The organism is Alkalibacterium indicireducens (genome assembly GCF_039522005.1).
Taxonomy (GTDB): Bacteria; Bacillota; Bacilli; order Lactobacillales; family Carnobacteriaceae_A; genus Alkalibacterium; species Alkalibacterium indicireducens.
The window spans coordinates 67,779-87,619 of record NZ_BAAADA010000116.1 but is presented as its reverse complement, the minus strand read 5'-3'; the positions used below and the strand labels follow the sequence as shown (position 1 = coordinate 87,619).

Below are 19,841 nucleotides of genomic sequence, written 5' to 3'. Positions count from 1 at the left end.
GTAGGCAAAAACCAAAAGTCAAGTAATAAGCATAAAAATGTGAAAAAATTTAAAAAAAGAAAATAAGTGGAGGGAAAACTCAAAAGAGAAAACCCTAAATCCACTTATATAGAGCATCTATAGTTTCCTAGGTGTCTCTAGTATACTAGGGAGGATAGATTCATGACGTCGAAGCCAAAATATTTGACCATAAAAAATGAAATCAAAGAGCGTATTCAAAAAGGCGATTATCAGGTAGGAGAGAAAATTCCTTCTGAGGCTGTTCTTAGAGCGGAGTATAATGTAAGCCGTCACACAGTCAGACAATCGATTGCTGAACTGGTAAGTACAGGTTACCTCGTTAAACAGCAGGGATCAGGAACCTTTGTAAGTGATCAGTACAAAACACAGCTGACAAGTAACGGAAAAAAGAAAATTGGTGTCATCACGACTTACATATCTGATTACATTTTTCCTTCGATCATAAGAGGAATAGAGGAAGAGCTGTCGCGCTGCAATTATTCTCTGATGCTTTCAAGTACGCGCAACAATGTGGATAATGAAAAGTTGAGTCTTGACAGTATGCTGAGTCAACAGGTCGATGGTTTGATCATTGAGCCGACAAAAAGTAACCTGATGAATCCGAATCTGAATTACTATTTGAGTCTTTCTGAAAAGAACACACCTCTCATCATGGTGAATGCTTCTTATGAAGAGCTTGATCTGCCACTTGTAGCAGTAGATGATGTTAAAGCTGGTAGAATTGCGACTGAACATCTGATCGAGCTCGGGCATACGTCCATTGGCATGATCACCAAGACAGATGACATTCAAGGAAAAAACAGACTGAAAGGTTATTTAAAGGCTCTTCATCAAGCCCATTTGAGTTTCAAGAGTGATCACATTTTAAGATATGACACTGAAAGCAAACCTTTTTTGGCTGAAAAGATTAGCAAAATGCTTGAAGGCGATGAGTTGCCTACTGCATTTGTTGTCTATAATGATGAAATTGCTGTTGAACTCATCAAGGTCATGAGCCGACTCGGCAAATCTTGTCCGGGAGATTTTTCAGTGGTCAGCCACGATGACAGTTTCTACAGTACGGCTCTGCCTACGGTGAAACTGACTACAGTTGGTCACCCGAAAGAAGAGCTCGGTAAAGCAGCCGCCAGATGGATCATTAACGCAATCGAAGAAGGCGACAGTAATCAGCAGTCGATTATATTCGAACCGGAACTGGTTGTCAGAAATTCAACAAGAAAACTAACAGACTGAACATTAAATCCATTTAAACACAAGACATGTCTATATGACAAAAAAAAGTTTAGAGGAAGGCTCTTTGAACTTTTTTTTGTATTTACAAGGAGGATATTATGATTAAGAAGCCAGTGCCTCATCCAATTATTCCATTAGATTATCCGGATCCCGATATTATTCGAGTAGGGGATCGGTATTATATGGTATCTACTACTATGCACTTCTTTCCTGGCGGAGAACTGCTCACGTCCACTGACTTAGTCCATTGGTCACACCATTCCTATATTTATGACCGTCTGGACAGTACTCCAGCACAGCAGTTAAAAGATGGGGAGAATATTTACGGCAAAGGGATGTGGGCAGCCACACTGCGTTATCACCTGGGAACATTTTACGTGCTGTTTGCTGCCAATGATACTAAACAAACCTATCTGTACAGGACTGACAATATTAATGGGCCATGGACGAAACAAACTGTTAAAGGGTTTTACCACGATGCCTCACTTCTGTTTGATGATGATGACCGTAAATATATTGTTTATGGAAATACAGATATCAGGGTAACAGAATTGAATGACGAGCTGACCGGGCCAAAAAATGATGGGATAAGTAAGATTATCGTGTCGGAACCCAATCCTGTCCTGGGATATGAAGGATCGCATATATACAAAATCGACGGGAAGTATTTCCTGTTCCTGATCAGTTCACTTCCAGACCAGTGGTTTAGAGTGCAGTCCTGTTTTGTTTCTGATCGAATAGATGGGCCTTACACCGGTGACATTATACTTGAAGACGATTCAGGATTTTCAGGACAAGGAGTGGCTCAGGGCGGTATTGTCGATACGCCGGAAGGAAACTGGTATATGATGCTGTTTCAGGATATGGGTGCAGCAGGGAGGATGCCGGTTCTCGTCCCTTTAAACTGGAAAGATGGACTTCCTGTAGTCAGTGACAAAAATAAAATACCAGAATCCTTCAGCTACCCGATAAGACAGCCTGTCAATGTCGATAAGATGGTATCGAGTGACGAGTTTAAAGTGAAGCAGGAAAATGGTTACGGTCTACAGCACTGGTGGCAGTTCAATCACGAACCAGATCAAGAAAGTTTCAGTTTAAATACTGATGAAGGCTATTATGAAATCAGCCACAAACAGAAAGTCAAAGACTTGATGGAAGCTGTAAACACATTGACCCAGAGAATGACTTTTCCTTACTGCCGAGCTAGTGTCAGGGTGGATTTTAAAGGATTGAATGATGGGGACCTTGCTGGTATCAGTGCATTTCAGGGCGACTATGGCTTTATAGCAGTCACAAAAGGAGATGGTCACTATCAGCTTCTGGTCAGAACATCAGAAAGTGATTCAAAGGATATGAGTAATAAGGGAGATACAGATAGATCAGAAAAAGAATGGGTAAGAATCAGTCTGACTGAAGAGCACGTTGACCTTATGATTGAGGCTGATTTCAGAAATGGCAGGGATGTCGCGTCGTTCTATTATCGTTCACGAGAAGTGGATCAATTTAAAAAAGTCGGACCTGATCATCAGCTTTTTTTCAAACTCGACCATTTCACCGGATGCCGATTCGGTCTGTTCAGCTTTGCAACAGAAAAAACTGGTGGTTATGCCCGTTTCAAGTCGTTCATTTATTCTACATTAAATAGCTGAGAAAAGTCTTAATAATTTCTAGTGCACCTCTTGACCGTACATCTTATGCTGTGTTATAGTGAAAACAAGTTAAACATACGTACAACTGTAACGAGTTTAACTTTAATCTAAGTGAACCCATAAAAATTGAAGTCATTATCATTCTCAGCTAAGATGATAAAAGATTTCAGTTTTTTTATTTAGCTAGGAGCTGATAATGTCAGTCATTTAACGAATGAAGTGAAAGCGTTATAATTGATAAAATGATTGAAGCGATAAATAGGATAACGGAGGAAATTACGACACCACATAAGAATAGAACATGGATGCTCGGTCTAACGATATGCGGAGGACTGCTTCTGACTGCGTGTAATAATGAAGGCGCTAACGACCAGGCTGAAGGGGGAGATTGCAGAAGATGATATCGGTTCGGTTGGTGCGATGGAAGATTTTGAATTTGGTGACACCTTTGTGGCTACCGAACCGCTTGATATTGAAATTCTTTACAGAGATATTCCGGACTACCCGGTAGATAACGACTGGCTGTTTTTCGAGCATCTGGAAGAAGAACACAATGTCTTCTATGATATTATCAGTGTACCGTTGTCGGACTTCGAGGAGAGACGATCAGTTACAGTGGCAGCAGGAGATATGCCTGACTATGCGACGGATACCTGGCCTGGAGATGAAGGCGATTTCACATCATCCGGAGTAATTCTGCCGATTTCAGACTACGTACATCTTATGCCCCATTTCCAGCAGAGAATTGAAGACTGGGAACTTGAACAGCAGATCGACAACCTGCGTCAGCTGGATGGTAGTTACTATGTGCTGCCCGGTTTAAATGAAAATGTTCACTTTGACTTCAGCCTGAAGTACAATCGTACCGTGTTCGAGGAGTATGGTCTGGAAGAACCAGAAACGTGGGATGAGCTGCGTGATGCCTTGGTTGTATTACGAGATGAAACAGGAACTGAACCAATGACCTTATGGTGGCAGGGAGATGCTCTGTTCAACTTCTCAGGTGCATCCTTTGATACTGTAGGAGGCTGGGGCTTTGGCGGAGGTGTAATCTTCGACGAGGATGCAGATGAATTCGTCTACGCTCCTCAGCAGCAGGGTTACCGTGACATGATCGAATACTTTGCCGGACTCCATGAAGACGGCCTGCTGGATCAGGAAGCCTTCACTCAGGATGGCGACATGGCAAATAATAAACTGACGAATCTTGAAGCTTTTGTCAGTTCCGGACAGGCAGGAACAATGAGTGAAGTCAATAATGGTCTGACAGAAGCGCATGGCGAAGGTGAATACGAATTTGTCCGTATGCCGTTACTTGAAGGACCAGCAGGACCACAAGTAGCCGGAGGACAACTGGTCAGTGGAATCATGCTGAATGCCGACGTAGCTGAACGAGATGACTTCCTTGCCGTCCTTCAGTATATCGACTGGCTGTACTACAGTGATGAAGGAACGGAATATGCGCAATGGGGTGTAGAAGGCGAAACCTTTGAAAGAACCGATGAAGTGGCTGGTGGATACCGACCGGTTGATGGCATCGGATTCGAACAGTTCAATACTGATGCAGATGAAGATCTTCAGGCAGACTATGGATTTGGTAATGTAGCCTTTGCATTTGCTGGTCCAGCTGAAATCCGTCAGTCTATCATGAATGAAAATGAGATGGAGTATCAGGAGCGCATGAACGAAGAAAGAGAACTGATCGAAGAGGATCCGATTTACCCTATGTCTGCAGCAGATCAGGAGCAGGCAGCATTGATGTCTACACCACTTCAGGATACGGTCAATCAGTATACCTTGAGGTTCATTACGGGTCAATACTCAATGGATCGCTGGGATGAGTTTATGGATGACCTGGAAAACCAGAATGTCGAGGGCTATCTTGACTTGGTAAACGATGCATACAGGGACTTCCAGGAAACGCTGGAAGAAGTAGAGTAAGATATCGTATTGTGACTATTTTAACTCGTACTATAAGATGGCTAGTATATTACTCTAGCCATCTTATTTACATAAAAGAAAGGTAAAGTTAATCTCAAAGTCAATTTAAGGAAGCGTTTTAAAATAGATTGACATGTCCGTACCTATAGGGTTATACTGACTAATATATGAGATACGAAATGACTGAAAAGTAGGAGGCAAGTGATGCTTGAAGATTTAAAGAAGAAAGTATATGAAGCAAATATGGCATTACCCAAGTACGATCTGGTCGTATTTACATGGGGAAATGTCAGTGGTGTGGATCGGGAAAAAGAATTAGTAGTCATCAAGCCCAGTGGGGTAGCATACGATGACCTGTCTCCTGATAAAATGGTTGTTGTTGATTATGAAGGAAATGTCGTAGAAGGTGACTTGAAGCCTTCGAGTGATACGGCGACTCATTTAGAGTTATATAAAGCGTTTAAAGATATCGGTGGCGTCGTGCATACGCATTCGCCATGGGCTGTCAGTTTTGCGCAGGCAGGCATTGATATTCTAGCTGCTGGCACAACACATGCGGATTATTTCTACGGAGATATCCCAGTTACGCGAGCAATGAAGGAAGATGAAATCGTTACAGATTACGAAAAGCAGACAGGTTCAGTTATTATTGAAACGTTTGAAGAAAGAACGATCGATCCAAATCAGATACCAGGTGTCCTGGTGAATGATCACGGGCCATTTACCTGGGGGACATCACCGGATAATGCGGTTCATAATTCCGTTGTACTGGAAAAAGTTGCAGAAATGACGTATCACGGATTGATGCTTAATGACCGCAGTTCACGAATGGATCAGTCGCTTCTGGATAAGCATTATTTAAGAAAACATGGTAAAAACGCATATTATGGTCAGTAAAATTAGTAGGATGAGGGACGTGTCAAAATGTTAAAAACGAATAGTAAAGAGTTCTGGTTTGTAGTTGGAAGTCAGCATTTATATGGACCAGAAGCATTGGATGAAGTGAAAGCGCATGCGGAAGAAATGGTTGACAGTCTGAACAAAAACGCAGATTTCGCTTTTCCTTTAGTATTTAAATCATTAGTTACTACAGCTGATGAAATTAGAGAAGTCATGAAAGAAGTGAACTACCGGGATGAAGTGGCAGGTGTTATTACTTGGATGCACACTTTTTCTCCGGCAAAAATGTGGATTCCTGGAACAAAACTCTTACAGAAACCACTGCTGCATTTATCTACACAGTACAATAAGGAAGTGCCATGGCAGTCTATCGACATGGATTTCATGAATCTGAATCAGAGTGCACATGGAGACCGCGAGTACGGCTTTATTAATGCACGTCTTAAAAAGAACAATAAAGTGGTTATCGGTCACTACGAAGACAGTGAAGTCCACGAAGAAATCAATAACTGGATGCGTTCAGCAGCAGGTTATGTGGCATCTCAGAACATCAAAGTTGCTCGTTTCGGTGATAACATGCGAAATGTAGCGGTGACTGAAGGAGATAAAGTTGAAGCCGCGATCCAGTTTGGATGGACGGTTGATTATTATGGTATCGGTGATCTAGTTGCAGAGATGGATAAAGTGTCTGATGAAGACATTCAGAACACTTATGACGAATGTGCATCTCTTTATGACATGGATCCAGGAAATAATGATCCTGATTTTTATGAATCGCATGTAAAAGAGCAGATTAAAATTGAGATTGCCCTCAGACGTTTCCTTGAAGCAGGAGGCTATACTGCATTTACAACGAATTTTGAAGATCTCCACGGGATGAAGCAGCTGCCAGGGATGGCTGTTCAGCGTCTGAATGCGGAAGGGTACGGATTTGCAGGAGAAGGCGACTGGAAAACTGCGGCACTTGACCGTTTAGTAAAGGTAATGGCTGACAATCAGTCTACTGGATTCATGGAAGACTACACATATAATTTTGCAAAAGGAAATGAGTACATTGTCCAGTCGCACATGCTTGAAGTGGATCCGACTTTTGCTGAAACTAAGCCTAGAGTTGTTGTCAATCCACTTGGTATCGGGGACAAGGAAGACCCCGCTCGCTTAGTTTTTGATGGAAAAGCTGGAGATGGCTTTGCCGTTTCAATGCTTGATCTGGGGACACATTACCGACTGATGGTCAATACATTTGAAGCAGTAACTCCTGAAGAAGAAGCACCTAATCTTCCAGTTGCACGTGTCATCTGGAAACCGAATCCGGACTTCAAGACAAGCATCAAAAAATGGATCGAAGCTGGTGGCGGGCATCACACGGTTGCAACGCTGGCTTTAGACAAAGAAGTGATTCTGGACTGGGCAAAAATGGTCGATCTGGAAACAGTTCTGATCGATTAGCTTTCGAAATAACTCTGAACATGAAACTGGAATGCTAGGGTGACCACTTAGTGTTTCAGTTTTTTTCTGTTTTCAAATAAGCATAAAAGTTATAATATATTAAAATAGCATAAAGAAGACGAAAACAAGTTATCAAATTTAATATTCACTATGACAAAGGTAGACCGAACAATTAAATAACAAAATAAATCAGAAATAACTTGACCGTACCAATTTGATATGGTAAATTTTACTTACAAATTACAGATGTGTTAAACATAGAAGGAAACATATTTTTTTTATAGCTTGTTGAAAGCGCACACATGACTGTTGTGTTAGACTTCATCACTGTTACATAATTATATGGATCCAGCTGTTTGATGTCATCTAATTGAAAAAAGAGGAGGAAAATAAATGAGTAAGAAAAAGTTACTTATGATGGGCCTGACACTTAGTGGGGGCTTACTGATGGCTGCCTGCAACAATGGAGGCACAGTGAATGAAGAAGGACAGGCGTCGGAAAATGGAGAAGAAACGATTGACATCGGTACAGTCGGTGCAATGGATGATTTCAACGTAGGGGACACATTCGTAGCAACAGAACCATTGGATATCAGTATTCTGTACAGAGATTTGTCAGCGTATCCATATGATCCGGACTGGCGTTTCTTTGAAGTTCTAGAAGATGAACATAACGTCTTTTACGATGCAGTTGCTGTTCCATTATCAGACTTTGAAGAGAGACGTTCAGTTACGATCGCTGCTGGCGATATGCCTGACTACGTTACAGACTCATGGCCTGGTGTGGAGAATGAATTCGTAGCATCTGGAGCAATTCTACCGATTTCGGATTATGTTGAATACATGCCACACTTCCAGGATCGCGTGGAGAAATGGGGACTTCAGGAAGAACTGGATAACCTGAGATACCTTGATGGTAAGTATTATGTGCTGCCAGGAATTCACGAAAATGTCCATTTTGACTTTAGTCTGAAGTACAACAAAACTGTATTTGATGAGTATGGCATTGAAGAACCTACATCTTGGGACGAACTGAGATCAGCACTTGAAATCCTGAGAGATGAGACAGGCACAATGCCAATGACTCTTTGGTGGCAAGGAAATGCAACATTCCTGTTTGCCGGTCCGTCATTTGACACAGTTGGTGGATGGGGATTCGGAGATGGTGCGATGTACGACGAAGAGACAAATCAGTTTGTCTACGCACCAATGCAAGATGGTTACCGCGACATGATTGAATACTTTGCTGGACTTGTAGAGGACGGTCTGCTGACTCCTGAAGCATTTACTCAAGACGGCGAGCGTACACGTAATCAGCTTGTCAATAACGAAGCTTTCGTCAGTTCAGGACAGGCGCTTACTATGGCAGATGTCAATGAAGGCCTTGCTGACAGAGGCGACGACAATGAACAGGAATTTGTAAGAATGCCAATGCTTGACGGCCCGGCTGGACCTAAAGTAGGCGGAAGCCGTCTGGTCAGTGGAGTCATGTTTAATAACAATGTAGCTGAAAGAGACGATTTACTGGCATTACTGCAATATGTCGACTGGCTGTACTACAGCGATGAAGGAAATGAATTCGCTCAGTGGGGTATTGAAGGCGAGACATACGAGAAAACTGACGAAGTTGCCGGTGGCTACCGTCCACTTGATGGCATCTCTTATGAAACCTTCAACCCAGGTGCACCAGAAAGTCTGCAGGAAGATTATGGATTCGGTAACGTTGCCTTTGCTTTCGCAAGTAACTCAGAAATCACTCTATCTAAAATGAATGATTCTGAAATTGCGTTCCAGCAGAGCATGATTGAGAGCCGTGAGCTGGTTACTCCAGATCCTCCATATCCAATGAGTCAGGCAGATCAGGAGCAGGCTGCACTTCTGTCAACACCACTTAAAGATACTGTAGATCAGTACACAATGAGATTCATTACAGGTCAGTACTCACTTGACCGTTGGGATGAATTCATGTCTGATCTGGAGAATCAGAACGTTGACGGCTACATGGAGCTGATCAATAATGCATACGAAGCGTTCCAGGAAACACTTGAAGAAGTAGAATAACAATAAAATCACTAATACGAAAAGACGTGGACAGAATATTCTGTTCTGCGTCTTTTTCTTTTAATTCATATTTCGTTTCCATCAGCACCAGCATTCTAAAAGGGTTTGTTCAGATTTTAATCAAACGTTGACATGTCCGTACGTTTGGTTTAAAATTATTTTGATAATGCTTTCATTTCATTGATATATACCTGATATGTGAGGTAGGATAGAATAGAATAAAAGCGCTTTATTAAGACGATAATATACAGAATAGGACGTGCACGTATGACAAACAGAAAATATACCTTGGGAATCGAATTCGGATCGACCCGTATCAAAGCAGTTCTAATTGATGAGTTATTCAAACCGGTAGCCAGCGGTTCATATGAGTGGGAAAATAAGCTTGAGAACGGGTACTGGACCTATGACTTGGAAACGGTCTGGGCAGGTCTCCAGCAGGCATATAAAGTTCTTGCTGCGGAGTACAAGGAACAGACCAATGAAACACTGACGAAAATCGACGCCATCGGCTTTTCCGGTATGATGCACGGCTATCTGCCATTTGATAAATCTGGGACTTTGCTTACGCCATTTAGAACTTGGCGCAATACGACAACTGAAACAGCCGCTAAGGAACTGACTGATCTGTTCCAGTTCAACATTCCGCAAAGATGGAGTATTGCTCATCTGCATCAGGCCGTTATCGATAATGAACCGCATATCAGACAGATCGATTTCCTGACCACACTTGCTGGATATGTTCACTGGAAGCTGACTGGCAGAAAAGTACTGGGAGTCGGAGAAGCAGCGGGAATGTTCCCGATCGACAGTGATTCCGGTAGCTATGACACGACTATGATGGACCTTTACGAGAAACAGACAGCTCAGTCAGATAAGTCCTGGACGCTGGAGAAGATTCTGCCGGACGTGCTCCAGGCTGGAGAATCAGCTGGTGAGCTGACCGAAGAAGGAGCCCGTCTGATCGATCCAAGCGGACAGCTTAATTCTGGTGCACAGCTTTGTCCGCCTGAAGGGGATGCAGGAACGGGAATGGTTGCGACAAACGCTGTAGCAGCTCGTACAGGAAATGTATCTGCCGGGACATCAGTATTCTCAATGATCGTTCTAGAAGAAGCACTGTCCAGTTATTACGAAGAGATCGATATGGTAACCACACCTTCCGGGAAACCGACCGCGATGGTACACTGTAATAATTTTACTACTGATATAAATGCCTGGGCCAGACTCTTCAAGGAACTGGTTGAGTCTCTAAGTCTGGAAGTATCTTCTGACAAACTGTTCAACACATTATTTAAGAAAGCATTGGAAGCTGACGCTGATAATGGCGGGCTTATGAGCTGTAATTATTATTCTGGAGAACCGATCACAGGCTTTGAAGAAGGCCGGCCCATGTTCCTTCAGATGCCTGACAGCACACTTTCGCTGGCTAACTTCATGCGTACCCACATCTATTCTGCTCTGGCGACACTTAAACTGGGTATGGATATTCTGACGCTGAAAGAACAAGTCACGGTTGATCAGCTGCTTGGACATGGTGGATTCTTCAAGACAGAACATGTCGGACAACAGTTGATGGCTGATGCACTTAACGTTCCAGTTTCTGTAATGGAAAGCGCAGGAGAAGGTGGACCTTGGGGAATGGCATTGCTTGCTTCTTATATGATCAGTAAGGATGAGAATGAAAAACTCGAAGATTTTCTTGCTGTTAAAGTATTCAGCAGTCAGGATATTGACACACTCAAGCCAACTGAAGAAGGCAATAAGCAGTTCAGCACGTTCCTTGACCGTTATAAAGACATGCTGGAAGTTGAAAAAACAGCAGTAAAACAGTTAAGACACTAATAAAGCAAATAAGCTGACAATAAATTGGAGTGACTAGTAATGACAATGACATTTACCGATGCTTTCTGGTCAAGATATCACACCCTTATAAAAGATGAAATGATTCCTTATCAGTGGTCTGTGCTTAATGATGAAGCGGATATTACCATTGACAAAGAAAGGGATGACGACTTCATCCCTTCTGAAAAAAGTCATGCCCTGGAAAATCTGAGAATTGCGGCTGGAAGGTCGAATGGGCATCACTACGGTTGGCTTTTCCAGGATTCTGATGTGTACAAGTGGCTGGAATCGGCGGCTAACAGCTATGCACTGACTCCGGACGACAGCCTGATGGCTATGATGGAAGAAGTTGTTAAGCTGATTGTAGAGGCCCAGGATGACGATGGGTATCTCAGTACGTTCTATCAGATTGATGCACCACATCTCAAGTTCAGACGCTTATTCGAAAGCCATGAACTTTACTGTGCAGGTCATTTATTTGAAGCGGCTGTTGCTTATTATAAAGCGACTGACGACCGCAGGCTGCTGGACGTGTCTGAAAAACTGGTTGCCTGCATTAGAGAAAACTTTGGCAGTGAAGAAGGAAAAATCAATGGTGCGGACGGGCATCAGGAAGTCGAACTTGGACTGGTCAAGCTTTACGAAGTGACTGGCAAGACTGAATTCATTGATTTGAGTAAGTGGTTCCTCGATATAAGAGGACAGGATCCGGACTTCTACAAGAAGCAGCTTAAAGAAAATGAAGAGATGGGCCTGGAGCAGAAAATGCCGGGGTATTCGATCAATCCGAAATACTATCAGATCCATCAGACGGTCTATGAGCAGGAAGAAGCTGTTGGTCACGCCGTTAGACTCGTTTATATGGCTGCTGCTATGGCTGAAGTCGCTCATATACGTAATGATCAGAAATTGTTTCAGGCTGCAAAAAGGCTGTGGGATAATATCGTTAAGAAACGGATGTATATCACTGGTGGCATCGGATCAACCGTTCACGGCGAAGCATTCACTTTCGATTTTGATCTGCCGAATGACACGATGTATTGTGAAACCTGTGCCTCTATAGGCCTGCTGTATTTTGCCCGAGCTATGATGAATCATGATACAGATAGAGCGTATGCAGAAATAATGGAACGGACGCTATATAATTCGATTATCAGCGGCATGGCTCTCGACGGTAAACACTTCTTTTATGTCAATCCGCTTGAAAGTGATCCGAAAGCTCATCAGTATGATCCGGGTAAAAGCCATGTTAAACCGGTGAGGCCATCATGGTTTGGCTGCGCCTGCTGTCCGCCTAACCTGGCCAGAACATTGACCTCACTTAACCGATATGTTGTTAGCCAAAATGATGAGAGCATTGCCATCCATCTTTATTCTGACTTTCAAGGCGGAATTGAATGGAAGGACGAAACTGTCGATATAATACTAGAATCCGATATGCCCTATGAAGGAAAAGCTAAGTTAAGCGTTAGCCGCGTTAAAGAATCAGTTACCTTTGCGTTTAGAGAGCCTTCCTGGAGCAAGTCATTCACAATCGACTCATCGGCCAATCCTGTAGAGTCTTACCGTAAAAACGGCTATGTCTATCTTATTTTATCTGAAGATGCTGAAATCAGTTTGACATTTGACATGCCGGTTATCGAATGGCAGTCACATCCCTCGGTTAAAAATAACAGAGGAAAAGTAGCGATCCAGAGAGGACCGTTTATCTATTGTCTGGAAGAGGAAGATAACGGCGATCAGCTTCACCTGATTTCTTTAAAAGAGACTCCTGTAAGTAAACCACTTGAAGATAGTGTATTAGGTGAGACTGTTTTTCTGAAAGGGCGAGGGGTGCGAACTGTCATTACCGAAGACTGGACTGAGTCGCTCTATCTTCCTTACGAACCTTTTGAAACAAAAGAAGTGGAGCTGACATTCATCCCGTATCATTTATGGGCCAACCGTTCCAAGGGGGAAATGAGAGTCTGGATCGATAGAGACTGAATCAATACAATTTATAAGATATATTAATATTATAGTGCTTATTCAGAAGCCTAAAAAGGAGATACTTATGCAGAAGTTCAACAACCCGATAATCGAAGGTTTTGCCCCAGATCCATCCGTGTGTGCGGTGGGAGATGATTTTTATCTAGTCACGTCCACATTCGCCTATTTCCCAGGTGTGCCGATTTATCACAGTAAAGATCTGGTCAACTGGAAACAGATTGGTAATGTCCTGGATAGAAAAGAGCAGCTGAACCTTATTGGTGCGGCTCATTCACAAGGGATATTTGCACCGTCAATTAGATACCACGACGGCACGTTTTATATGATTACAACTAACGTGACTAACGGCGGAAACTTCCTGGTGAAAACTGATGACCCAGCAGGAGACTGGTCAGATCCATACTTTATAGACAACGCACCGGGAATTGATCCCAGCTTGTTCTTCGATGAAGACGGCAGATGCTATTACGTGGGTACGAGAGAAAATCCTCGTGGCGCTACGTATAATGGGGACTGGGAAGTCTGGCTTCAGGAGCTGGATCTCGAAACTATGTCTCTAGTGGGCGTAAGCACCAAACTATGGAAAGGTGCACTGAGAGACGCAATCTGGCCTGAAGGTCCGCATATTTACAAAAAGGATGGACTTTACTACCTGATGATTGCTGAAGGAGGCACTGGATTCAACCATGCGATTACGATTGCACGCAGTGAATCGATCGATGGGCCATATATCGGCAATAAGAATAACCCGATTCTGACCCATCGCCACTTAGGGAATCAGTATCCGATTCATAATGTCGGTCACGGCGATCTGGTCGAAGCGTCAAACGGAGAGTGGTTCATTACTCTACTGGCGAGCAGACAGTTCAACGGCTATGACAACTTAGGACGTGAAACCTTCTTGGCAAGAGTTCAATGGGAAGACGGCTGGCCAGTCATCAACCCTGGAGAAGGACGTCTTCTGAACACGCAGGAGCACGGACTGCCACTAGTCCCGGTTAAAACTCAGGAAGCCTTTGATCTGACCAAGGAAGATTCCGCTTTTGTTCATTTAAGAAATCCTAACTGGGATAATTACGACAGAGAAAGTAGAGAAGGCTGGTTAAGACTTTATCCGTCAACTGTTACGATTCAGGAAATAGATACACCAACCTATATTGGTCTGCGTCAGTCAACTATGGACTATACGCTAAGTGTAGAAATGGATGAAGCCCTGAAAGAAGGAGAAGAAGCGGGACTGGTCGTTCTGCAGAATGACCAGTATTCGATTCGTCTTATCGTCAGCTATCTGGACGGCGTTAAAACAGTCAGATTTGTATCTTTAATCGATGGAGAAGAAACGGTTGTCGGGTCAAAAGAGATAACTGACAGCTCTCTTCAGCTGTCGCTTACAGGAGAAGGTCAGACAGTAAGTGCATCAGCTGTAATCAATGATGAAACAGTTGTCATAGCTGAAAATGTAGATATCCACTATTTGAGCACAAAAGTAGCAGGCGGATTCGTAGGCTGTACAATGGGAATCTACGCTGTGACCGATAGAGAAGATCGAGGACACGCTGACTTTACTTCATTGACTCTCGTCAAGCACTGATTCATTACGTAATATAATGATCTAAACTGAACGATTGAACAGGTCAACAGCAGCAAAAGAGACACACTCGTTAACCTAGTCGGAGGGTGCTGACAGGGAGTGTGTCTTTTTGACTTCTCTAAATGGCAATAATTATAAAAGGAAAACACTCATCATGATGATTGTTCCCGCTTAAGTGTTAGAGAAAGCTTGGGAAAAGGAGCCGGATTTGGCAAGCTTCTGATGCTTTAGTAGGTCTATAATCGATAAGTGGTGTAATATATGACTTTATTGCCTACTCATGCTAATAAGCCGAGTGAGTGGTCAATAATTGTGGATTTAATGTCCACTCAAATGGTATGTGCTCCTGAGTGGTCAAAGAAATTGAAATTACTTACCACTCGCTGGATATGTCCTGCTGAGTGGTAAGTAAATAAAAAATCAAGACCCACCCAATGTGATTAAGTCTTTGAGTGGGTAATAGAGGAGCGACAAAGAGAGATACTTCAAGTGGAACCCTCACTAGGTGAACTTGAACCAACTACGTCATACGCAGTTTAGTCTTTAATCTTGAGCTGCAGCATTTCCAAAAATCCGAGAGCCTGAGATTCGTTTACTATGGCACCTTTTATGTCGTCTATAGATACTGCAATGGCGTCAAACTCTGATGAACTCAAATCGATGGTATTCAATGAGGTATGACTGAACTTTGCTCGATTCAAGTCACAGGATTCAAACCGGGTTTGCTTTAAAGAACACTCAAGGAAATCCATTTCATTTAACTTGCATTGATCAAATAATACAGATTTGACTTTTGAGAAGCCTATACTTGATAGATGCATGATACAATCAGTAAACGAGACATCTTCAAGGAAGCTGTCAGTGAAAAGCATGCCGTTAAGTCTGCATTGCTGAAAGGACACCCGTTTAAGACTGCTTTCAGTCAGTTCGGCATTGATGCATTCACATTTGATGAATTTCACATCTTTAAAATATGCATTGTTTACCGTCAATTGATCGAACTGGACATTTCTGAATCGCACACCTTTGAATTCGATGAGTCGTGTATCGGACAATGTGATGACACAGTCGGCGATTTCTGCCTGTTCGATGTAAGGTTCTTCCGGATCGAAGACTTCCATAAAGTTGATGAGTGGCAGACTTACGGGAAGCGAGGGGCGCTTGATTTTACGTGACATGGGCGATTCTCCTTAATAAATATAGGGATGTAGTGAAGCGATTGCAGATTCTCCACTCGATTATACCACTTGATTGCTTTATTATGTCCAATAAATGCGAAAAGTTTGGTATAATGGATAGATGAAGATTTTAAACGGATAAACAGACATAAGCAACTACAGTTGAAAAGGGATGACTGAATCGATGAAAAAACAGGCTTTTCCAGAAATGACGATCACTTCTTTAGCCAGCAACTACTCTACATTTCTTCAAGGCAAGGAAGTATATAAGAACAGAGCAGTCAAGAATCTGAAAGTGGACACCAAGAATCACACTGTTCAGTTTAATGTTGAAGACCGTCAGTTAGAAACCGTACACTTGCGCTTTTATCCGAATGGTGTGGCTAGAAAATATCACTGCACGTGTAAACCATTTGAAAAGAATTCGGGTGCCTGTAAGCATGTGGTCGCGGCCATGTTCCACTTGAATGATCTGGATGCTAATGATCTCACAGTTAAAAATGAGACACCTGCCAGCTCAGGGAGTAAGACCCAGCCTATGTTTTCCTATAAGAAAAGTGAAAAGGCAGTCAATGAACTGCTCCATTTATCCAAGCAGGAAATTGCCAGACAAACTGACTCCTTATATAAACAGCCGGTCTATGTCGAATATATCTTAAATGTGAGCGGGACTTCGGCTAATCCTATTTATGATCTTTTTTTCAAAATCGGTAAGGACTACTTATATATTGTTAAAAATACAGCACGGGTCATTGATGATATCATCAGTGGAGAAGCGATTGAATTTGGGAAGAACTTTACATTTGATTCCAGCGAGTATGCCTTACTGGCGGAAGATCGATATGTCTTTGAAAAACTGAAGGATATTCAGGATATTATTTCATCTTTGACACCTGTAGGATATGAAAGCCAGATGTCGAATCGGGAAAGTTTTTCAATTCCTGCTTTATACATCAAAGAATTGATCCGACTGCTGGAAAACACGATGGGCGCATTTGTGCGTTTTGGACGACCGCCTCGTCAGCTGACTCAAATCGATCGCGGAGATACGCTTCGGGTAAAAGAAGGCATTGAAGATCTTGATCTGACATTCAAATTTGAAAAGAAAGATAATTTATTCCACTTTTCTCTGGCAGATACATCACTGACAGTTGAAGACTTTCATTTCCATGACAAAGGTAAGATGATTGAGTACAAGCAAGTTTTCTATCTTCTGTCTTCTCCTTCATATGAGCTGATTCACAGTATTTTTGAGGGACTGAAGAGTTCCGGCTCCTATACGCTGGTCATGCGCCGGTCTGATATTGAAACTTTTCTGTCCGTTACATTGTCACAGCTCAAGGAAGTCATACAGGTCGATATGGTCGAGGCCGTCCGACAACTGATCTATCAGGCGGAATTTGAGCCTCAACTGTATATCGATACAGAAGGACAGTCACTGCTGATTCGTCCGGTATATTCATATGGGCAGACGACTTTGTATCCATTGGAAGAGTCTAAGACAGAAGTCGAAGAAACGATCCTAGTTAGGGAATGGAAGAAGGAATCAGATGTTCTGAATTTGCTGTATACTCATGTCCCTTCAGTTGCCCGTCAGCAGGGCATGTGGAAGCTGACTGAAACGGATACCATCAGCGGATTTCTGTATGATTCACTTCCGGAACTGGCTGAAAACATGGAAATCTTCCTGTCTCAGTCTGCCCGCCGTCTGATTTACAGTCCGAAAAGACAACCGAGGGTCACGATGGAAATGAGGGAGTCGTCCAATCTACTGGATATTAGTTTCGAAACTGAAGATATCCCGTCAAATGAACTGCAGGCCTTGTTGAAGGACCTGGAGAGGAATCAGCCGTTCTATAGACTGTCAAGCGGTCAGCTGGTGAATCTGAAAGACCCTGCGTTCCAGGCTATGAAACGGGCTAAAGAATCATTGGATATTGATGACGATGAGTTTGAGACTGATATGACTGTTTCTGTCTTCCAGGGGCTGTCCGCATTAGATGAGGAAACTATAAATACCGGAAGACGCTTCAAGTCACTTGTGGAGCAGCTGTTGAGTCCGGAAACACTGGACTTTGATTTGCCAGCTGGTCTGAAAGCTAACATGCGACCGTATCAGGTCACTGGATTCAAGTGGCTGAAAAGCTTAGATCATTATGGGTTCGGAGGAGTGCTGGCGGATGACATGGGACTTGGAAAGACTGTCCAGACGATTGCTTTCCTGCAATCCAAATATGAAGAAAAACAAGGGCGCTATCTGATCATCTGCCCGTCTAGTGTCGTCTACAACTGGCAGCACGAGTGGCTGAACTTTGTGCCCGATACAGAAACGATCATCATTTCAGGCTCCAAGGAAGAACGGGAAGCTAAAAAACAGGAAGCGCTGAATAAAAACATTCCAATCTGGATTACAAGTTATCCTCTTGTTCAAAGAGATTCAGATCTGTACGAGGACGAAACATTTGAGACAATCGTTCTGGATGAATCACAAACTGTCAAGAACAGTGCAGCCAAGACGACTCAGGCTGTCAGGAAACTGAAAGCTGAAAGCAAGATTGCTTTGTCAGGAACACCGATTGAAAATCACCTGGGAGAACTCTGGTCCCTGTTTTCAATCATCCAGCCGGGTCTGTTCAAGAACAGGAAAGCTTTCCAGGCTATGGACCAGTCTAGAATTTCTGCAAAGATCAAGCCGTTCATTTTAAGACGGCTGAAACGGGATGTGCTGGACGATCTACCTGAGAAGACAGAAACAACAGAATACATTGAACTGTCTGATAATCAGAAACGTCTGTATCAAACCCAGCATGCGGCAATCAAGCAGGAAATCAAGACATTGATCGATACGGATGAGCTGAATGCCAACCGGATCAAAGTGCTGGCAGGAATGACAAGACTGAGACAGATCTGTTGTGATCCAAGGCTAGTCATGCCTAATTTCGAAGGGGCGTCTTCTAAACTGGAACGTCTGATGGAATACCTTGAAGAGGCGCGGGCCAACGGCAAACGTGTTGTCCTGTTCTCTCAGTTCACTTCCATGCTGAAAATCATTAGGGAGCGTCTGGATGCCATAGATGTGGATTACCATTACCTCGATGGTCAGACCAAAAATGAAGACCGTCTGCATTTGACGACCCGATTCAATACTGGAGAAAAGGACCTGTTCCTGATTTCACTCAAAGCTGGTGGAACAGGGTTGAATCTGACAGGTGGAGATACCGTCATTCTTTATGACTCCTGGTGGAATCCGGCAATCGAAGATCAGGCGGCTGACCGGGTGCACCGGTTCGGTCAGAAGAAATCCGTACAGATCATTCGTCTGATTACAACGGGGACGATCGAAGAACGCATCAACGATCTTCAGGAGAAGAAACGCGAACTGATCGATTCAGTTATTACTAAAGGCAATACTCAGACATTGAACAGTCTAAGCACAGAAGAAGTACTGACGCTGCTCGAAGACTGATTATATATGATGAAATGTCATGCAAGGACAGATATTCTGCTGACCCGGTCTAAGAACCTATACTCAGTGGCTATTGCTTGAAAGCCCCCGATTCCTGCTCGTATAATTAAGGAGAAGCGATGATACGACTGATACAGGAGGAGGGGAGACGATGGATGAGAAATTAAAAAAAGTGATGGATGCGACATATGAGTGCATGCAGGCTTGTAATAATTGCTTTGACGCCTGTTTGAATGAAGAGCACCTTGATATGATGAGAGAGTGTATCCGTCTGGACCGGGAGTGTGCAGATATCTGCCAGATGGTTCTGTCGTTCAGTGGAAGAGAAGGGTCTTTGAGAAACGACCTGGTTTCACTTTGTGGAACGATCTGTCAGGCCTGCGGAAAAGAATGTGAGCAGCACGACCATGACCACTGTCAGGAATGTGCAAAAGCCTGCTTTACCTGTGCTGATGCATGTAGAAGTTTTGTGAATGCATAACTGATAAATGACCGGAGTAGAAGAAAGTCTATAATGA

Annotated in this window: 12 protein-coding genes; 11 read left to right on the top strand and 1 reads right to left on the bottom strand. The window is 43.1% G+C overall.

The features are described 5' to 3' along the window. Positions 1–162 precede the first annotated feature (162 nt). From ABFX15_RS07550 to ABFX15_RS07510, 9 genes are all read left to right on the top strand, one after another. Positions 163–1,254 carry a GntR family transcriptional regulator gene (locus ABFX15_RS07550; RefSeq protein ID WP_346024853.1) on the top strand — a complete coding sequence of 364 codons (1,092 nt, stop codon included), beginning with the start codon at positions 163–165 and terminating at the stop codon, positions 1,252–1,254. A gap of 98 nt (positions 1,255–1,352) precedes the next feature. Next, positions 1,353–2,903 carry a glycoside hydrolase family 43 protein gene (locus ABFX15_RS07545; protein WP_346024852.1) on the top strand — a complete coding sequence of 517 codons (1,551 nt, stop codon included), beginning with the start codon at positions 1,353–1,355 and terminating at the stop codon, positions 2,901–2,903. 354 nt (positions 2,904–3,257) lie between these two features. Next, the gene (locus ABFX15_RS07540) at positions 3,258–4,844 is read left to right on the top strand and encodes an extracellular solute-binding protein (RefSeq protein WP_346024851.1); all 1,587 of its coding nucleotides are present in this window, start codon (positions 3,258–3,260) and stop codon (positions 4,842–4,844) included. Positions 4,845–5,048: 204 nt separating this feature from the next. Next, entirely contained in the window at positions 5,049–5,741 is a 693-nt protein-coding gene (locus ABFX15_RS07535; protein ID WP_346024850.1) for an L-ribulose-5-phosphate 4-epimerase, read from the top strand. Between the two features lie 27 nt (positions 5,742–5,768). Continuing rightward, entirely contained in the window at positions 5,769–7,193 is a 1,425-nt protein-coding gene (gene araA / locus ABFX15_RS07530; protein ID WP_346024849.1) for an L-arabinose isomerase, read from the top strand. Between the two features lie 393 nt (positions 7,194–7,586). Then, on the top strand, positions 7,587–9,254 hold the full coding sequence (locus ABFX15_RS07525) for an extracellular solute-binding protein (protein ID WP_346024848.1): 1,668 nt from the start codon (positions 7,587–7,589) through the stop codon (positions 9,252–9,254). 267 nt (positions 9,255–9,521) lie between these two features. Next, entirely contained in the window at positions 9,522–11,099 is a 1,578-nt protein-coding gene (locus ABFX15_RS07520) for a xylulokinase (protein ID WP_346024847.1), read from the top strand. A 39-nt stretch (positions 11,100–11,138) separates the two neighbouring features. Beyond that, a complete protein-coding gene (locus ABFX15_RS07515) occupies positions 11,139–13,085 on the top strand; it encodes a glycoside hydrolase family 127 protein (RefSeq protein WP_346024846.1) in 1,947 nt (648 codons plus the stop codon). Between the two features lie 67 nt (positions 13,086–13,152). Beyond that, positions 13,153–14,679: a glycoside hydrolase family 43 protein gene (locus tag ABFX15_RS07510; protein WP_346024845.1), complete on the top strand. Its 1,527-nt coding sequence runs from the start codon at positions 13,153–13,155 to the stop codon at positions 14,677–14,679. Between the two features lie 536 nt (positions 14,680–15,215). Here ABFX15_RS07510 and ABFX15_RS07505 read toward each other — a convergent pair. Beyond that, a complete protein-coding gene (locus tag ABFX15_RS07505; protein ID WP_346024844.1) occupies positions 15,216–15,857 on the bottom strand; it encodes a pentapeptide repeat-containing protein in 642 nt (213 codons plus the stop codon). Between the two features lie 172 nt (positions 15,858–16,029). On the opposite strand from ABFX15_RS07505, the gene ABFX15_RS07500 reads away from it, so the two are divergent. Both ABFX15_RS07500 and ABFX15_RS07495 read left to right on the top strand, forming a co-directional pair. After that, the gene (locus ABFX15_RS07500) at positions 16,030–19,323 is read left to right on the top strand and encodes an SNF2-related protein (protein ID WP_346024843.1); all 3,294 of its coding nucleotides are present in this window, start codon (positions 16,030–16,032) and stop codon (positions 19,321–19,323) included. Positions 19,324–19,474: 151 nt separating this feature from the next. Then, a complete protein-coding gene (locus ABFX15_RS07495) occupies positions 19,475–19,804 on the top strand; it encodes a four-helix bundle copper-binding protein (RefSeq protein ID WP_091479079.1) in 330 nt (109 codons plus the stop codon). The last annotated feature ends 37 nt before the right edge of the window (positions 19,805–19,841 follow it).

What these genes read in the sequence shown, in the direction of transcription:
- ABFX15_RS07545 (WP_346024852.1), top strand. Translation starts at nt 1,353, where the DNA reads ATGATTAAGAAGCCAGTGCCTCATCCAATTATTCCATTAGATTATCCG.
- ABFX15_RS07515 (WP_346024846.1), top strand. Translation starts at nt 11,139, where the DNA reads ATGACAATGACATTTACCGATGCTTTCTGGTCAAGATATCACACCCTT.
- ABFX15_RS07540 (WP_346024851.1), top strand. Translation starts at nt 3,258, where the DNA reads ATGAAGGCGCTAACGACCAGGCTGAAGGGGGAGATTGCAGAAGATGAT.
- ABFX15_RS07525 (WP_346024848.1), top strand. Translation starts at nt 7,587, where the DNA reads ATGAGTAAGAAAAAGTTACTTATGATGGGCCTGACACTTAGTGGGGGC.
- ABFX15_RS07505 (WP_346024844.1), bottom strand. Translation starts at nt 15,857, where the DNA reads ATGTCACGTAAAATCAAGCGCCCCTCGCTTCCCGTAAGTCTGCCACTC.
- ABFX15_RS07500 (WP_346024843.1), top strand. Translation starts at nt 16,030, where the DNA reads ATGACTGAATCGATGAAAAAACAGGCTTTTCCAGAAATGACGATCACT.
- araA (WP_346024849.1), top strand. Translation starts at nt 5,769, where the DNA reads ATGTTAAAAACGAATAGTAAAGAGTTCTGGTTTGTAGTTGGAAGTCAG.
- ABFX15_RS07520 (WP_346024847.1), top strand. Translation starts at nt 9,522, where the DNA reads ATGACAAACAGAAAATATACCTTGGGAATCGAATTCGGATCGACCCGT.
- ABFX15_RS07495 (WP_091479079.1), top strand. Translation starts at nt 19,475, where the DNA reads ATGGATGAGAAATTAAAAAAAGTGATGGATGCGACATATGAGTGCATG.
- ABFX15_RS07535 (WP_346024850.1), top strand. Translation starts at nt 5,049, where the DNA reads ATGCTTGAAGATTTAAAGAAGAAAGTATATGAAGCAAATATGGCATTA.
- ABFX15_RS07550 (WP_346024853.1), top strand. Translation starts at nt 163, where the DNA reads ATGACGTCGAAGCCAAAATATTTGACCATAAAAAATGAAATCAAAGAG.
- ABFX15_RS07510 (WP_346024845.1), top strand. Translation starts at nt 13,153, where the DNA reads ATGCAGAAGTTCAACAACCCGATAATCGAAGGTTTTGCCCCAGATCCA.